This is a genomic window from Sphingopyxis sp. HIX (genome assembly GCF_001468285.1).
Classification (GTDB): Bacteria; Pseudomonadota; Alphaproteobacteria; order Sphingomonadales; family Sphingomonadaceae; genus Sphingopyxis.
Window position 1 is genome coordinate 75,653 of the sequence record NZ_LNSB01000011.1, and the last position, 15,193, is coordinate 90,845.

The window sequence follows — 15,193 nt, forward strand, 5'->3', positions numbered from 1 at the left end:
GCCGGGGGTCGGGTCTCGTCATGACGGAAGCTTCATCCACGCCAGCGGGCGCGGACGGCGATGCGCCGTTCGAGCTGCAATATTTCCCGCCCGATCCCGACCTCGCGGAAATGGTGTCGAGCTTCTATTTCGTGCGCGTCGACCTGCCTTTGTTCGACGAGAGCGAGCGCGCCGACCGCCCGCAATTCCGCATCATGGACGTGCCCAAGGGCGAATATGTCTTCCCCGACGGCTATCGCTTTCCCGCGGGGCGCGCGACGATCATCGGCCCGACCAGCGGCAGCGTCCGCGCGATCGCGCCGGGGCCGCTGCGCATGTACGGCTTCGGGCTGATGCCCGCGGGCTGGGCGACCCTGATGGGGGCGCACGCCGACAAATTGACCGACCGCGCGATCGACGCCGCCGACCTGTTCGGCGACTGGATCGAGGAGGTCGTCGACGCGATCGGCAACGCCGCCGACACCGCCGAGCGGCTGGTGATCGGCAATAATTTCGTGCGCGAGATCCTGAAGAAGAACGAGCCCGCGCCGGTGTGGTTCACGCGCACCGTCGACCAGTGGCTGACCGGATCGGCCAACCCGCACGTCCCCGAGCTGGTCGAGGCGACGGGCATGTCGATCCGCTCGGTCGAGCGGATGACCAAACATTATTACGGCCTGTCGCCGCGCATGCTGGCGCGCAAATATCGCGCCGTGCGCGCCGCCTCGGCGCTCGCCCGCGGCGAAAAGCTCGACGATGCCGAGCTCGGCGACGCCTTTTACGACCAGTCGCACCTGATTCGCGAGATCAAGCGCTTCGCGGGCGCTACCCCGGGCCAACTCGCCAAACCGTCGAGCTATGTCGAGGCGACGGCCAAGGGCCGCAAGCAGATGGCGGGCAAGGTCAGCCCGATGGTCTCCGAAACCTAAGCGCCGCGTTTACCTTCAAAAATTTCACGCGCCGTCGTTTTGGCGTTTCCATCCAATCGCGAATCGCCGCCCCGGCATAATCGGGGGCTGCGACCCAGAAGAGCTCTTCCTCCTGGCGAGGACAGAGACCTTCATCTTGGCACTCATTTGGCTTCGGCCAGATGGGTGCCTTTTTTTCTTGGGCCTTCCCAAACCCGCCTTGCTTGCGCCGCGCGGACGCCTCGCCTATATAAGTGGAGTAATTCACTCCAGTTAAGAATCGTTCGCAGTTTCCGCGAGAAGGATCTCATGCGCCTGTCCAACCTTGCCGATTATGCCGTGGTGCTGATGAGCGCCGCCGCCCGCCAGTGCGGGTTGGTCGCGCTCAGCGCCGGCATGCTCGCCGAGCAGACGGGCATTCCGGGCCCGACCGCGCAGAAGCTGGTGAGCAGCCTCGCGCGCGCCGGCCTGCTCGTCGCCTCGCGCGGCAGCGGCGGCGGCATCAGGCTGGCGCGTCCCGCCGCGGCGATCAACGTCGCCGACATCATCGAAGCGGTCGAGGGCCCGATCGCGCTCACCGCCTGCGTCGCCGAAGGCCGCCACGACTGTTCGCTCGAAGGCAGCTGCAAGGTGCAGCCGCATTGGGGCGTGGTGAACGGCGCGGTACGCGGGGCATTGGCGGAGATTAGTTTGGCGAGCCTCAGTAAGCCCCTCCCGCCCGCGGGAGGGGTTTGGGGAGGGCCTGTAGCGGCCACTCACCCAGTAAACATTCCCTCCCCCAGCCCCTCCCACAAGCGGGAGGGGAGGATAGAAGCATGACCGACAACACCGAAACCCGCATCAAGGACCAGGCCGCGCACGACGCCGCCGCGAAGGTCGCCGATTACGAACATGGCTGGTCCTCGGCCATCGAGACCGACTTCGCGCCGAAGGGGCTGACCGAGGATACGGTCCGCTTCATCTCGGCGAAGAAGAACGAGCCCGAATGGATGCTCGACTGGCGGCTGAAGGCGTTCCGCCACTGGTTGACGATGGAGACCCCCAACTGGGCGAAGCTCAACGTCCCGCCGATCGATTACCAGGACGCGTACTATTATGCGGCGCCGAAGGCGAAGCCGAAGCTCTCCAGCCTCGACGAGGTCGACCCCGAGATCCTCGAAGTCTACAAGAAGCTCGGCATCCCGATCGAGGAGCAGAAGGTGCTCGCGGGGGTCGAGGGCGCGCGCAAGGTCGCGGTCGACGCGGTGTTCGACAGCGTCAGCGTCGCGACGACCTTCCGCGAGGAACTGAAGCGCGCGGGCGTGATCTTTCTCTCGATCTCCGAAGCGATCCGCGAATATCCCGAGCTGGTGAAGAAGTGGCTCGGCAAGGTCGTGCCGATGCACGACAATTATTTCGCCACGCTCAATTGCGCCGTCTTCTCCGACGGCACCTTCGTCTATGTGCCCGAGGGCGTGCGCTGCCCGATGGAACTCAGCACCTATTTCCGCATCAATGCCGAAAATACCGGGCAGTTCGAGCGCACCCTGATCGTCGCCGACAAGGGCGCTTACGTCTCCTACCTCGAAGGCTGCACCGCGCCGATGCGCGACGAGAACCAGCTCCACGCCGCGGTGGTCGAACTGGTCGCGCTCGACGATGCCGAGATCAAATATTCGACGGTGCAGAACTGGTACCCCGGCAACGCCGAGGGGCTCGGCGGCATCTATAATTTCGTGACCAAGCGTGCGCTGTGCCAGGGCAAGCGCAGCAAGGTATCGTGGACGCAGGTCGAGACCGGCAGCGCGATCACCTGGAAATATCCGAGCTGCGTCCTCAACGGTGACGACAGCGTCGGCGAATTCTATTCGGTCGCGGTCACCAACAATTACCAGCAGGCCGACACCGGCACCAAGATGATCCACAACGGCAAGCGCACGCGCTCGACCATCGTTTCGAAGGGGATCAGCGCGGGCAAGTCGAACAACACCTATCGCGGCATCGTGCGGGTGGCGCCGAATGCCGAGGGCGTGCGCAACTTCACCCAGTGCGACAGCCTGTTGCTCGGCAGCACATGCGGCGCGCACACCGTCCCGTACATCGAGGTCCGCAACCCGAGCGCGACCGTCGAGCATGAAGCGACGACGAGCAAGATCAGCGACGACCAGCTCTTCTACGCGATGCAGCGCGGGCTGGGACAGGAAGAGGCGGTGGCGCTGATCGTCAACGGCTTCGCCAAGGAAGTGCTGCAGCAGCTGCCGATGGAGTTCGCGGTCGAGGCGCAGAAGCTGTTGGGGATCAGCCTTGAGGGGAGCGTGGGGTGATATTGCGCTGGCTCTTCCGAAAGCGCGCCGCGAGGCCGCTCGGGTCCGAACCCGAGCTGGTGCCCAACGCGGCCAACCAAACCGGCGGATCGCACGAATTCGTCCGCGTCCCGCAGGACCAGTCCCTCTCCATCAACGGCAGTCCGGTTCAGCTGGAATCCAGTGAATATAAGATCGACCAAAACCATGCTTAAGATAGAAAACCTCCACGCCACCGTTGCCGACAAGCCGATCCTGAAGGGCCTGTCGCTCAGTATCAATGCGGGCGAAATCCATGCGATCATGGGACCCAATGGCGCGGGCAAGTCGACGCTCTCCTATGTCCTCGGCGGGCGGCCCGGCTATGAGGTCACCGAAGGGTCCGCGACCTTCGACGGGCAGGATCTGCTCGACATGGACCCGCACGAGCGCGCCGCCGCGGGCCTGTTCCTCGGCTTCCAATATCCGGTCGAAATCCCCGGCGTATCGAACGTCCAGTTCCTCCGCGAGAGCCTCAACGCCCAGCGCAAGGCGCGTGGGCAAGAGCCGCTGTCGGGCGGCGACTTCCTGAAGCTCGCGCGCGAGAAGGCGGGGCTCTTGAAGCTCGACATGGACATGCTCAAGCGCCCGGTGAACGTCGGCTTCTCGGGCGGCGAGAAGAAGCGCAACGAGATGGTGCAGATGGGTATCCTCGATCCCAAGCTCGCGATCCTCGACGAGACCGACTCGGGCCTCGACATCGACGCGCTGCGCGTCGTCGGCGACGGGATCAACACGATCATGCGCCGCCCCGACAAGGCGGTGCTGCTGATCACCCATTACCAGCGCCTGCTCGACTATGTGCAGCCCGATTTCGTCCACGTCCTCGCCGCCGGCCGCATCGTCAAGTCGGGCGGCCCCGAACTCGCGCGCGAGCTCGAGGAACATGGCTATGCCGAGATTGCGGCTTGATGGCGATGCTGGCCTTGATGACCATGACGCCCGCCGCGGCGCTTCCCTCCGCTCCGCCGCCCGATGCGGTCGAGCAGGAAATCGTCGTGATCGCAAGCAAGCTCAAGGATTGGCGCGCGTCGCTGGTCGAATCGCGCGGCGACCTGCGTTGCTATACGCGGCGTTCGACCGGCGACGCCGCGATCGACCGCATCGGCTGCACCGCGATGATCCGCTGCCACAAGCAGTTCGAAGCGGACTTCGCCCGGTTGAAGGATCACCGCCTGCCGTCGAACGCGCGGAACAAGATGCGCAAGGCGCTGCTTCGCGACCGGTTTTCGCCGTGCGTTTTCGAAGCGCGCGACACAATGGTCGCCGAACTCGCCGACCGCCGGGCAGCCGCCCGATGAGCGCCGCCGTCCTCCCATCGCGCCGCGACGAAGCCTGGCGCTATAGCGACATCGATGCCGTGGCCGCGGCGTGGCCGCTGCCCGCGCCCGAGAGCATCGTCGTGCCCGCGGGCGGCGATTTCCGCCGCGCGATAGTGCAGGACGCGGGCGGCATCCGCCAGATCGAGCTGGTGCTCGGCAAGGGCGCGACTGCGTCGGTGCATGTGCTGAACATCGGGGGCGCCTATGGCCGGATCGAACTCGCGGTGACGCTCCACGAGGGCGCCGATTTCCATCTTGGCGCGGCGCAGATCGGCGGCGGGGAGCAGAATCTGGAGATCGTCACCACCGTCACCCATGCCGAACCCGGCGCGACGTCGCGGCAGATGATACGTTCGGTCCTCGGCGGCACCGCGACCGGCACCTATCTCGGCAAGGTCGCGGTCGCGCGCGATGCGCAGCAGACCGACAGCGAGCAGGATGTGAAGGCGATGCTGCTCGACCGCAGCGCGACCGCCAACGCCAAGCCCGAGCTCGAAATCTTCGCCGACGACGTCAAATGCGCGCACGGCTGTGCGATCGGCGAACTCGATGCGATGAGCCTCTATTATCTCCAGTCGCGCGGGCTGCCGCCCGCCGAGGCGAAGAAGATATTGCTGCAGGCCTTCGTTGCCGGCGTGTTCGACGGGGCCGAGGATGAGGAGCGCTTGCAGGCGCTCGCGCTGGCCAAGCTGGGAGAGTTGGTGTGAGCACCGCGACTGCCCTCCGCACCTTCCTCAATGTCCGCGCCGACTTCCCCGGCCTGACGCCCGGCTGGCACTATCTCGACACCGCGGCGACGGCGCAGAAACCGCAGGCGGTGATCGACGCGACGGTGAACGCGATGGGCCGCGACTATGCGACCGTGCACCGCGGCGTCTATGCGCGCTCGGCCGACATGACGCTCGCCTATGAGGCGGCGCGGCGGCGGATCGCGGCGTTTATCGGCGCGAAGGAAGAGCAGATCGCGTTCGTGCGCGGCGCGACCGAGGCGATCAATCTCGTCGCTTATTCGCACCCGCGCAAAGGTCGCATACTGCTGTCGATGCTCGAACATCACAGCAATATAGTGCCCTGGCAGCTCGCGGGCTGGCAGGTCGATGTTTGTCCGCTGACCGCCGACGGCTGCATCGATCTCGATGCCGCCGAGAAGCTGCTCACCCCCGAACACACGATGGTCGCCTTCGCCCACGTCTCGAACGTCCTCGGCAGCCCGCTCGACGTCGCGCGCGCCGCCGAGCTCGCGCATCGCGTCGGTGCCGAACTGCTGATCGATGGCTGTCAGGCGGTGCCGCGCCTGCCCGTCGATGTCGCGGCGCTCGGCTGCGACTATTACGCCTTCTCTGGCCACAAGCTCTATGGCCCCACCGGCGTCGGCGTGTTGTGGAGCGACAAGCTCGACACGCTCCCGCCCTGGCAGGGCGGCGGGTCGATGATCGACCGCGTGACCTTCGAGCGCACGACCTACGCCCCCGCCCCCACCCGCTTCGAGGCGGGAACGCCCGCGATCATCGAAGCAATCGGGCTCGCCGCGGCGGTCGATTATGTCGAGGGTATCGGCATCGACGCGATCCACGCGCACGAGGTCGCGCTGGTCAGCGCCTTACGCGAAGCTCTTGCCCGCAAGAACAGCATCACGCTCTATGGCCCTGAAAACAGTGCCGGAATCGTAAGCTTTTCGATGGCGGGGGTTCATCCGCACGACATCGGCACTATCTTGGACGAAAGCGGGGTCGCGATCCGCGCCGGGCACCATTGCGCGCAGCCGCTGATGGAGCATCTGGGGGTACCCGCGACCGCACGCGCGAGTTTTGGCGCTTACAGCAACCGCGATGACGTGGCGGCACTGATCGAGGGCCTCGCCCGCGTCGAGAGGATTTTCGGATGAGCGAGGATCGCATGATCAAGGTGGAAGAAGTCACGAGCGTCGAAGCACCGCCCAAGGCGCGCGTCGAGGATGTCGAAACCGCGCCCGAAAAGCTCGAGCGCAAGCGCGACTATCTCGAAGGCTTTCTCGCGGCCAAGCCCGCCGAGGTCGCGCAGGGCGCGGTCGGCGGCGACCTCTATGAGGCGGTGATCGACGCGCTCAAGGAGATTTTCGACCCCGAAATCCCCGTGAACATCTACGATCTCGGCCTGATCTACAATGTCGAGATCGACGAGGGCCATGTGCTCGTCACGATGACGCTGACGACGCCGCACTGCCCGGTCGCCGAATCGATGCCCGCCGAGGTCGAACTCCGCGTCGGCGCGGTGCCCGGCGTCGGCGACGCCGAGGTCAACCTCGTCTGGGATCCGCCGTGGAGCCCGCAGAATATGAGCGACGAAGCGCGCCTCGAACTGGGAATGCTGTGATGACCGAGACCAAGACCCGCGCCCGCCCCGCTGCTGTCGCCCTGACCCCTGGCGCCGAAGCGCGCATCGCCAAGCTGATGGCGTCGGCGCCCGAAGGCGCGATCGGCGTTCGCCTGTCGACCCCGCGCCGCGGCTGCTCGGGGCTCGCTTACTCGGTCGACTATGTCACCGAAGAGGCGAAGTTCGACGAGAAGATCGAGACCCCCGGCGGCGTCTTCTACATCGACGGCGCGTCGGTGCTCTACCTCATCGGCAGCACGATGGACTGGGTCGAGGACGACTTCGCCGCGGGCTTCGTGTTCGAGAACCCGAACGCCAAGGGCGCGTGCGGCTGCGGCGAGAGCTTCACCGTCTGACGATGCAGGTCCGCGACGCCGAAGCTGCCGACATTCCCGCCTGGGCGGCGATGCGCGCGGCGCTGTGGCCCGACGCCGACGCCGCGGAGCTGGCCGAAGACCTGCCCGCGGCACTCGACGACGAGACACTCTGGAACTTCATCCTGGTCGACGATGCCGGGAAGGCGGCAGGCTTTGCCGAGGTGCAGCTCCGCACGATGTTCGACGGCTGCCCGGTCGCGCCCTATCCGCATATCGAGGGCATCTGGATCGACGCTGCGCTCCGCCGCACCGGCGCCGGGCGCCTATTGCTCGCGGCCATCGAGGACCGCGCGCGCGAACGCGGCCACGACCGCATCGGCTCTGACGTCGAACTCGACAATCTCGGCAGCCAGGCGTGGCACGAAGCCAACGGCTTCGCCGAAGAAGTCCGCGTGATCCTCTATTCGAAACCGCTCTAGCGGCACACCGTCCAGCCCGCCGTCCGCTGCGCCATGTCGAGGTGGAAATGGTCGGCGTGGGCTTCGTTGTAGTCGGGCGACAGCACGGTGCTGAACAGGCCGCACGACCCGTCGCGCACGTCGTGCAGGAAGGTGCTGCGTTTGTCGCCGTCGTCCCAGTCGTTGATCAGCGATATCCGCGTCCCGTCGGCGAGCACGAAGGCCGAGATGTCGATCGCATTGGCGGTCGAATGCTGGCTCTGCGCCTGCTTCCCCGCGATTTTGCGGCAATTGTAGCTGCCTAGATTCTCGAGCTCGACCACCGTCTGCCCGAAATGCTTCCGCGCGAGCGGCTGGACGACATCGCGGTTCCACAGCGCCATCGCCGCGGTCACCGCACAGCCCGGCGCCGCGCCCGCGGGGCGCATCGTCGGCACCAGCTTGTTCGCGGTGAGCAACATGCGCTGGCTCGCGCGGCACACCCCCTCTCCCATCGCCGGGCGCCGCAGATAGCCTGCGCCGGCGCGGTCGAAGGCGGCGAAGCAGGCGGTATCGTCCTGGCCGAGCGCCACCAGCTTGCGGTGCGTCGCCCAGCCCTGCGGATGCTTGAGTTCGAAGCGCGCGGTGGGAACATGCTCGGGATGGTCGCGCACCCACTGCATCGCACGAATCGCGGCGACGGTCAGCAGCAGGGCTATTCCGAACCAGATCAGATAGGGGCGCAGGCTCTTCATCATCTCGCTTTCCGCGTGGCGCAAAATAGCGCTTGTTGAAAGCGCCTTGCGGCTCGATAGCGTTCCCAATGGCGAAGCGCTCGATCCTGATCGTCGGCGGCGGCACCGCGGGCTGGCTGACCGCGGCCTATCTCGCGCGCTTTTTCGACCTGCCGCGCAACCCGCGGCTCGCGATCACGCTGATCGCGTCGGACGAGATCGGCAGCATCGGCGTGGGCGAAGGCGCCTTCCCGACGATCCGCAGCACCTTGCAGTTCATCGGCATCGACGAGAGCCAGTTCGTCCGCTCCACCACCGCGACCTTCAAGCAGGGCATCCGCTTCGACGACTGGGTGCGCACCCCCGCGCCGGGCACGTCGAGCCATTTCCTCCACCCCTTCGAGCCCCCCTATCATGGCGACGGGCACAGCCTCGTCTCCTACTGGCTGCTCCAGGATCCCGCGACGCGCCCGGCCTTTGCGGAGGCGATGACGATCCAGAACCGCGTCGCCGAGGCGCGCCGCGCTCCCAAGCGCCCCGGCGAGGGCGCCTTCGACGGGCCGCTGAACTATGCCTATCATTTCGACGCGGCGCGGCTGGCCGAAGTGCTGTCGGCGCAGGCGCGCGCGCTGGGGGTTACGCATCTGCAGGGGACGCTGACCGACGTCGCGCTCGACGGCACGACCGGCGCGATCGACCATATCGTGACCGCCGAGCATGGCACGTTGTCGGCCGACCTCTATATCGACTGCTCGGGTTTTCGCGCCGAGTTGATCGGCGCGCTCGGTGCGCCGTTCAGGAGCGTCGGCGACCGATTGTTCACCGACCGTGCGCTCGCGTGCAAGATTCCCTACGACGATCCCGCCGCGCCGCTCGAAAGCTACACCATCGCCGCGGCGCACGAGGGCGGCTGGACGTGGGACATCGGCCTCGCCGGCGCGCGCGGGGTCGGCTGCGTCTATTCGAGCGCGCATCTCAGCGACGACCGCGCCGCGGATATCCTCGCAACCTACACCGGCGGGCGCAGCCATGACGTCAAAGTGCGCAGCATCCCGTTCGAGGCGGGCTATCGCACGACGCCCTGGGTCAAGAATTGCGTCGCGGTCGGGCTGTCGGGGGGCTTCCTCGAACCGCTCGAATCGACCGGTCTGGTGATGATCGAGACCGCAGCGGCGATGATCGCCGAGATGTTCCCGCTCGGCGGTCCGATGGGGGCGCCCGCGCGGCGCTTCAACGAGCTGATGTCGGCGCGCTACGCGAACATCGTCAATTTCCTGAAGCTCCATTATTGCCTCAGCCGCCGCAACGAGCCTTTCTGGCGCGACAATGGGGACCCCGCGTCGATCCCCGACCGGCTGAAGGAATTGCTCGAAGAATGGCGTTACCGCCCGCCTGGGCGCTTCGACTTCATCCTCGACCTCGAGAGCTTCGCCTTCTTCAACTACCAGTATATCCTCTACGGCATGGAATATCGGACCGACCTGTCGCCGGTGCGCGAGGAGTTCCCCGACGTCGCCGAGGCCGAGCGCATCTTCGCGCGCATCCGCAATTTCGGCGACCGCGCCGCGAGCGAACTCCCCGCGCACCGCGCGCTGATCGACCAGATCAACGCCGAGGCCGCCTAGAGCACAAAGTCGAGCGTCAGCCAGAGCCGGTCGGTGTCGGTCGCGAAATCCCGGGCATTATAATGCGCGTAGCGGATCGAGCCACCGGTCTTTCCCCTCTTGGCGGTCAGCGCGAGGCCGAACTCGTCGCCATAATGCTGGTGCAGCCGATCGCTGTCGAAGCGGTGCCAGACCGCGTTGAGCCCGATATTGTCGAGCCCCGCGACCTTCTTCCAGCCATAGCCCGCCCCGGCATAAAGATCGCGCAGGCCATTGGGCGGGGTCGTCACGAATTTGCCCGCCCAGCCGTTGAAGCGGAAATGCGAGGCGAGCGGGGTCTGGACGCTGGTCAGCGGCGCACCATCGCTCGCGCCGAGAATCTCGTAGCCCGCGGTCGCATTGAGGCCGCCGGCGCTGACGCCCGCCTCGGCGAGCCAATAATCGGCGGCATAGTCGTTGGGATTGCGCCGCGAGTCGCGCTGCCGCGCCCAGCTCGCGACATAGCTCAGCTTCACGTCCTTCGCGACCGGCTGGCTGCCCGCGAAGCGCAGCCCCCAGGTCTGGCTCGACAGCCGATAGCCCTGCACCGCCGCCTCGTCCTGGTCGACCAGATAGGCGAAGCCGCTGAGCGTGCCGATATCGGTGCCATAGCCCACCACCGCGAAGACATTGTCGCCGCCGATCGCCTGCGGCCGCGCGCCGGTGCCGTTGCGGCCGTTTACGGTGCGCACGCTCCAGCTATAGACGAGGTCGGCGCTCAGCCCCCTCGGCTTGCCCCACTGGACGCGCACCGCGTCATAGGTCTGCTCGTTCTGGCGGAACCCGGCCGACCCCGTGAAGCGCTGGTCGGCCATCTCGATGCGCTGGCGCCCGGCGGTCAGCGCCAGCCCGTTCGCGCCCGCATAGCGGATTTGCGCGCGGTTGAGTTCGAGGTTCGGCGGATCGGCGATCAGCGGAAACGCCGCCTTGCCGTTGGTCCCGTCGTTATAGTCATAGGCGATCGCGAGGTTCGCCTCGCCCTCGACCAGCACGCTCCATGCGCCCTGTTTAGCCTCGATCCCCGGCCGCACGCGCAGTGTCAGCGCGTCGGCCTTTTCGGGCAAGCCGTCCTGCTCGACCCGCTCATAACGCAGCCGCGTGTCGAGCAGCGGCGTGACCGCTATCTCTTCGGCGCACGCGGGGCCGCCGAGCAGCGCCAGCGACGCCGCAAGCCAGTATCTTTTCATGGAGAGGTTCCCGAAAATCCTCCCCGCCCCGGCCGCGGCCGAAGCGGGGGAGGCAGGAGGGATGTCAGGCGGGCTTGGGCGCCAGCGGCGTCTCGTCCCGTGGTTCGTCGGGTCCTTCGGTGCCGAGCGCCCCAAGTTCCCCCGTCTCGCGGGCCTTGCGGCCGTAGACCAGCTCGAACAACGGTCCAGCCATAACGGTGGTGACGATCGCCATCAGCACCATGATCGCGAACAGCGTCGGGCCGATGATGCCCTTTTGCAGCCCGATGTTGATGATGATCAGCTCCATCAGGCCGCGTGCGTTCATCAGCGCGCCGATGCCGAGCGCGGTGCGATTATCCTCGCCCGCGAGCCGCGCCGCGAGCCAGCAGGCGCCGAACTTCGCCGCGATCGAGACGAGCAGGATGCCGACCGCGACCGCGAGGATCGACAGGCTGTTGACTGTGGTGAGCTGGGTGTTGAGCCCCGAGTAAGTGAAGAACATCGGCAGCAGGAAGACCACGGTCATCGGCTCGATCTTCTTCTTGATCTCCTCGGTGAGCAGCCCGCGCGGCATGCAGGCGCCGAGCAGGAAGCCGCCGAACACCGCGTGGATGCCGACCGCGTCCATGAAGAAGGCCGACATCGCATAGAGCATCAGCACCACCGCTAGCAGTGGATGCGTCAGCTCGCCCTTCGCCTCGACCGCGCGGCCGAGCGGAATGAGCAGCTTGCGGCCGATGAAATACATGAAGAGCGCGAAGCTGAGCCCACCGACGATCGCAAGCAAGGCGATGCCCGGGCCGCCGCCGAAGGTCGCGAGCACGATCGCGAGCACGCACCACGACACCGCGTCGTCGAACGCGCCCGCGGTCAGCGTCAGCGTGCCGAGCGAGGTGTTGGCAAGCCCGCGCTCGTTGATGATGCGCGCCAGCATGGGGAAGGCGGTGAGCGCGATGCACGCGCCCATGAACAGCGTCGCGCTGCCCTGCCCGAGTCCCTCGGCGAACAGCCCGGGGATATCGAGCAGGAAGGGCGTGATCAGCGCCGCGAACAGGAAGGGCGCGGCGATGCCCGCCGCCGACACGCCGACCGCGCTCTTCGCCTTCGACTGGAAATGGTCGAGGCGCAGCGTCGTGCCGACGAGGAACATGTACAGCCCGACGCCGAATTGCGCGCCGACGTACAGGACGTTGCGCGTTTCCTTCGGAAAAAGCGCCGCCTGGAACTCGGGAAAGAGCAGCCCGAACAGCGAGGGTCCGAGCACGACGCCGGCGATCATCTCACCCACCACCTGCGGCTGGCCGAGGAATTTCTTCGCCATCCAGCCGACGACGCGGCAGACGAGCAGGATCACCGCGATCTGCAGGAAGAAATGGATGCTGTAGTCGGTGGGGCTATAGCTTTTCGCCGCCTCCACCGCTGGGCCGTGCGCGCCCATGACGTCGCCGATCGCGCGCGCCAGCTCACCGAACATATTTGATACCAATTTACGTCTCCCACCCGGCGGACCGACGGCTCTTCCGGCCTCGGTATCCGCCCCTTCCGATGGCCAGGAGCCATGAAAGTGCCCACCGCGCAATCCAAAGACCAAAATTGGGCGCGCCCGCCTTGTCGATTTCGGGCGCGACACGCTATTTTGTTGCGAGGCCGCCACAGTGTAGTAATATACCTACATGTGAACGCTAACATGATTGCACAATTTTGCATCGATCGGGGCCGGAATGAAGAAGGTCAGTAGCCGCGAATTCAACCAGGACGTCAGCCGCGCGAAGCGATTCGCGATGATCGAGCCCGTCTATGTCACCGACCGTGGGCGGCCCACGCATGTGCTGATCAGCATCGACGCGTGGCGCCAGCTCAGCGGCGAGCGCGAGAATATGGTGCAGTTGCTGGCCGCGGCGCCGGGCGAGGCGGCGCTCGATCGCTCGCTGCTCGGCAAGGCGCTCGGCGGGCGGGGGCGCGGCTGATGTATCTGCTCGACGCCGAAGTGCTGCTCGACCTGCGCCATACGCCCGACGGCGCGCCGCTTGCGGCCTGGGCGCAGCGTGTGTCGCGCCAGGCCATGTTCGTGTCGGCGCTGTCGCTGGTCGAGCTGGAAAATGCAGCGGCGCTCGCGCAGAAGCAGGGCAAGGCGGCGGACGCCGCCTGGCGTGCCTGGATCGACGAGCGGCTGCTGCCGGCCTTCGAGGGCCGGATCGTCGCGGTCGATCAGGCGGTGGCGCGGCGGCGCGCCACGCTAGCGATCGAGCAAGACCGCGATGCGCTGCTCGCCGCCACCGCGCTCGAGCACGGGCTGACGCTCGTCACCTACCATCCCACGACGTTCCGGACCGCGCGCCTCAAGCTGCTCGACCCCAGCCGCGCCGCGCCCGAGGCCGCCGACGACGGCGACTGGCGCGAAGCGACGCGCGGCCGCGCACCGTGGCTGAAGAACTTGTTTATCCGGGGGTGATCAGCCGACCGGCTCGAACGTCACCATCAGCCCGTCCTTGGGGCGCGGGATCGGCCACATATACCAGTCGGGATCATAGCCCTCGGCGACCTTGATCCGGTGCGTCGTGATCACATGGTGGAAGAAGATCTTGGCCTGCATGTACGCGAAGTGCAGCCCCAGGCACATATGCGCGCCGCCGCCGAAGGGCACCCAGGCATATTTGTGCCGCCCCTTCGCCCCCTCGGGCGAGAAGCGCATCGGGTCGAATTTCTCGGGCTCGGGCCAATATTCGGGCATCATATGCGTATAGCCGGGGTTCACCCCGACGCTGGTGCCCGCGGGGATGGTGTAGCCGCCGAACTCGAAATCGCGCAGCGCGCGGCGCGGGATGCTCGGCACCGGGGGGATCATCCGCAACGCTTCCTTGAACGCCCATTCGGTGAGTTCGAGATCGTTGAGGCTGTTGTGCCCCACGCCCTCGCCCGCTGGCGCGACGGACAGCATCTCTTCGCGGAGCTTGTCCTGCCACTCGGGGTTCTTGGCGAGCAGCCAGACGAGCGAGCTGATCGAACTGGTGATCGTGTCATGCGCGGCCATCATCAGGAAGTTCATATGGTCGACGATCGCCTCGACGCTCAGATATTCGCCATTGTCGTCGCGTGCCTGGCATATCTGCGTGAACATATCCTCGCCGGTCGATGCCCGGCGCTCGGGGACCATCCTGCCGAAATAGTCGACCAGATATTTGCGCCCCGCGACCCCGCGGCCCATCGCGGTAAAGGGCAAGGGCCGCCGCACGATGCCGATCGACGCCTGCACCATGTCGACGAAGCTCTTGTTGATCTTCTCCGCCTCCGGCCCCCACGGGATGCCGAGAAAGCTCGTCGCGGCAAGGTCGAGCGTCAGCTGCTTGATCGCCGGATAGAATTTGAAGCTCCGTCCGCTCCACGCCGCGACGCGCTCCTTGATCCCGGCGTTGAGGCTGTCGGCGTAGAGCCGCATCGGTTCGGGCTTGAAGGCGACCGACAAGGTCTTGCGGTCGGCGCGGTGCTTTTCGAAGTCCATCAGCATCAGCCCGCGCGGGAAGAGCAGGTTGAGCACCGGGCCCCAGCCCTGTTCGGACGAGAAATTCTTCTCGCGGTCGAACATCGCGAGCTCGTTCGCCTCGGGCCCCAGGATCGCGACGCTGCGCCCGCCGAAGCTCTTGGTACGGTAGACCTTGCCATATTTGCCGACCATGCGCCGCGTGAAGCCCATCGGATCCTTGAGCTGGTCGAGCGTCGTGCCGAGCAGCGGCATGCCGTCCTCGCCCGGGATATGGTCGAGCACGCGTTCGTCGTTGCGCGGCAGCCAGTGCGCGGTGTCGGCGCCGAAACGCGCTTCGGACCACTGGACTTTGGCGGGGGCGTTCATGCGGAGATCCTCGTCGACGGGGGAGAGCCGAAGCAGGCGTAACGCACTACTGACATCGTTGCAAGTAACGTCTCGTCGACGCCGCGACTCCATTCACCGCAAATTCAACTCGACTCGCGCAGATTCGCATCCATGATGCCGGCCCGTTCGTTCGGGCCGTAACC

Annotated in this window: 17 protein-coding genes; 13 read left to right on the plus strand and 4 right to left on the minus strand. The window is 66.3% G+C overall.

The window, feature by feature from the left end:
* Positions 1–20 precede the first annotated feature (20 nt).
* From ATE62_RS07395 to ATE62_RS07445, 10 genes are all read left to right on the plus strand, one after another.
* Positions 21–908 carry an AraC family transcriptional regulator gene (locus ATE62_RS07395; protein ID WP_058808343.1) on the plus strand — a complete coding sequence of 296 codons (888 nt, stop codon included), beginning with the start codon at positions 21–23 and terminating at the stop codon, positions 906–908.
* 288 nt (positions 909–1,196) lie between these two features.
* Positions 1,197–1,706 carry an SUF system Fe-S cluster assembly regulator gene (locus tag ATE62_RS07400; protein ID WP_058818477.1) on the plus strand — a complete coding sequence of 170 codons (510 nt, stop codon included), beginning with the start codon at positions 1,197–1,199 and terminating at the stop codon, positions 1,704–1,706.
* Positions 1,703–3,190: a Fe-S cluster assembly protein SufB gene (gene sufB / locus ATE62_RS07405; protein WP_058808341.1), complete on the plus strand. Its 1,488-nt coding sequence runs from the start codon at positions 1,703–1,705 to the stop codon at positions 3,188–3,190. The genes ATE62_RS07400 and sufB overlap by 4 nt, the downstream gene beginning before the upstream one ends.
* A gap of 186 nt (positions 3,191–3,376) precedes the next feature.
* Positions 3,377–4,120 (plus strand): Fe-S cluster assembly ATPase SufC, encoded by a 744-nt coding sequence (gene sufC / locus ATE62_RS07415; RefSeq protein WP_058808339.1) that lies wholly within the window; start codon positions 3,377–3,379, stop codon positions 4,118–4,120.
* Between the two features lie 5 nt (positions 4,121–4,125).
* On the plus strand, positions 4,126–4,509 hold the full coding sequence (locus ATE62_RS07420; protein ID WP_197412016.1) for a hypothetical protein: 384 nt from the start codon (positions 4,126–4,128) through the stop codon (positions 4,507–4,509).
* On the plus strand, positions 4,506–5,237 hold the full coding sequence (locus ATE62_RS07425) for a SufD family Fe-S cluster assembly protein (RefSeq protein WP_058808337.1): 732 nt from the start codon (positions 4,506–4,508) through the stop codon (positions 5,235–5,237). Before ATE62_RS07420 ends, ATE62_RS07425 begins: the two co-directional genes overlap by 4 nt.
* The gene (locus tag ATE62_RS07430; RefSeq protein WP_156420555.1) at positions 5,234–6,415 is read left to right on the plus strand and encodes an aminotransferase class V-fold PLP-dependent enzyme; all 1,182 of its coding nucleotides are present in this window, start codon (positions 5,234–5,236) and stop codon (positions 6,413–6,415) included. The genes ATE62_RS07425 and ATE62_RS07430 overlap by 4 nt, the downstream gene beginning before the upstream one ends.
* The gene (locus ATE62_RS07435; protein WP_058808336.1) at positions 6,412–6,882 is read left to right on the plus strand and encodes an SUF system Fe-S cluster assembly protein; all 471 of its coding nucleotides are present in this window, start codon (positions 6,412–6,414) and stop codon (positions 6,880–6,882) included. Before ATE62_RS07430 ends, ATE62_RS07435 begins: the two co-directional genes overlap by 4 nt.
* Positions 6,882–7,238 (plus strand): HesB/IscA family protein, encoded by a 357-nt coding sequence (locus tag ATE62_RS07440; protein WP_058808399.1) that lies wholly within the window; start codon positions 6,882–6,884, stop codon positions 7,236–7,238. Before ATE62_RS07435 ends, ATE62_RS07440 begins: the two co-directional genes overlap by 1 nt.
* Before the next feature lie 2 nt (positions 7,239–7,240).
* Entirely contained in the window at positions 7,241–7,678 is a 438-nt protein-coding gene (locus ATE62_RS07445) for a GNAT family N-acetyltransferase (RefSeq protein ID WP_058808335.1), read from the plus strand.
* Here ATE62_RS07445 and ATE62_RS07450 read toward each other — a convergent pair.
* Positions 7,675–8,394: an extensin-like domain-containing protein gene (locus ATE62_RS07450; RefSeq protein WP_058808398.1), complete on the minus strand. Its 720-nt coding sequence runs from the start codon at positions 8,392–8,394 to the stop codon at positions 7,675–7,677. The two genes, ATE62_RS07445 and ATE62_RS07450, sit on opposite strands and share 4 nt — an antisense overlap.
* A gap of 65 nt (positions 8,395–8,459) precedes the next feature.
* Between ATE62_RS07450 and ATE62_RS07455 the strand changes: the two genes are divergently transcribed.
* Positions 8,460–9,995: a tryptophan halogenase family protein gene (locus ATE62_RS07455; RefSeq protein ID WP_058808334.1), complete on the plus strand. Its 1,536-nt coding sequence runs from the start codon at positions 8,460–8,462 to the stop codon at positions 9,993–9,995.
* On the opposite strand, the gene ATE62_RS07460 is transcribed toward ATE62_RS07455, so the two are convergent.
* Together ATE62_RS07460 and ATE62_RS07465 are read right to left on the minus strand one after the other, a co-directional pair.
* A complete protein-coding gene (locus ATE62_RS07460; protein WP_058808333.1) occupies positions 9,992–11,200 on the minus strand; it encodes a hypothetical protein in 1,209 nt (402 codons plus the stop codon). The two genes, ATE62_RS07455 and ATE62_RS07460, sit on opposite strands and share 4 nt — an antisense overlap.
* A gap of 64 nt (positions 11,201–11,264) precedes the next feature.
* Positions 11,265–12,656 carry a cation:proton antiporter gene (locus ATE62_RS07465; protein WP_058808332.1) on the minus strand — a complete coding sequence of 464 codons (1,392 nt, stop codon included), beginning with the start codon at positions 12,654–12,656 and terminating at the stop codon, positions 11,265–11,267.
* A gap of 247 nt (positions 12,657–12,903) precedes the next feature.
* Between ATE62_RS07465 and ATE62_RS07470 the strand changes: the two genes are divergently transcribed.
* Both ATE62_RS07470 and ATE62_RS07475 read left to right on the plus strand, forming a co-directional pair.
* Positions 12,904–13,149, plus strand: a complete 246-nt coding sequence (locus ATE62_RS07470) for a type II toxin-antitoxin system Phd/YefM family antitoxin (protein ID WP_058808331.1) — start codon at positions 12,904–12,906, stop codon at positions 13,147–13,149.
* Positions 13,149–13,634, plus strand: coding sequence for a PIN domain-containing protein (locus tag ATE62_RS07475; protein ID WP_058808330.1), 486 nt, complete (start codon positions 13,149–13,151; stop codon positions 13,632–13,634). Before ATE62_RS07470 ends, ATE62_RS07475 begins: the two co-directional genes overlap by 1 nt.
* Here the strand turns inward: ATE62_RS07475 and ATE62_RS07480 are convergent, their stop codons facing one another.
* Positions 13,635–15,029, minus strand: a complete 1,395-nt coding sequence (locus ATE62_RS07480; protein WP_058808329.1) for a cytochrome P450 — start codon at positions 15,027–15,029, stop codon at positions 13,635–13,637.
* Between the last annotated feature and the right edge of the window lie 164 nt (positions 15,030–15,193).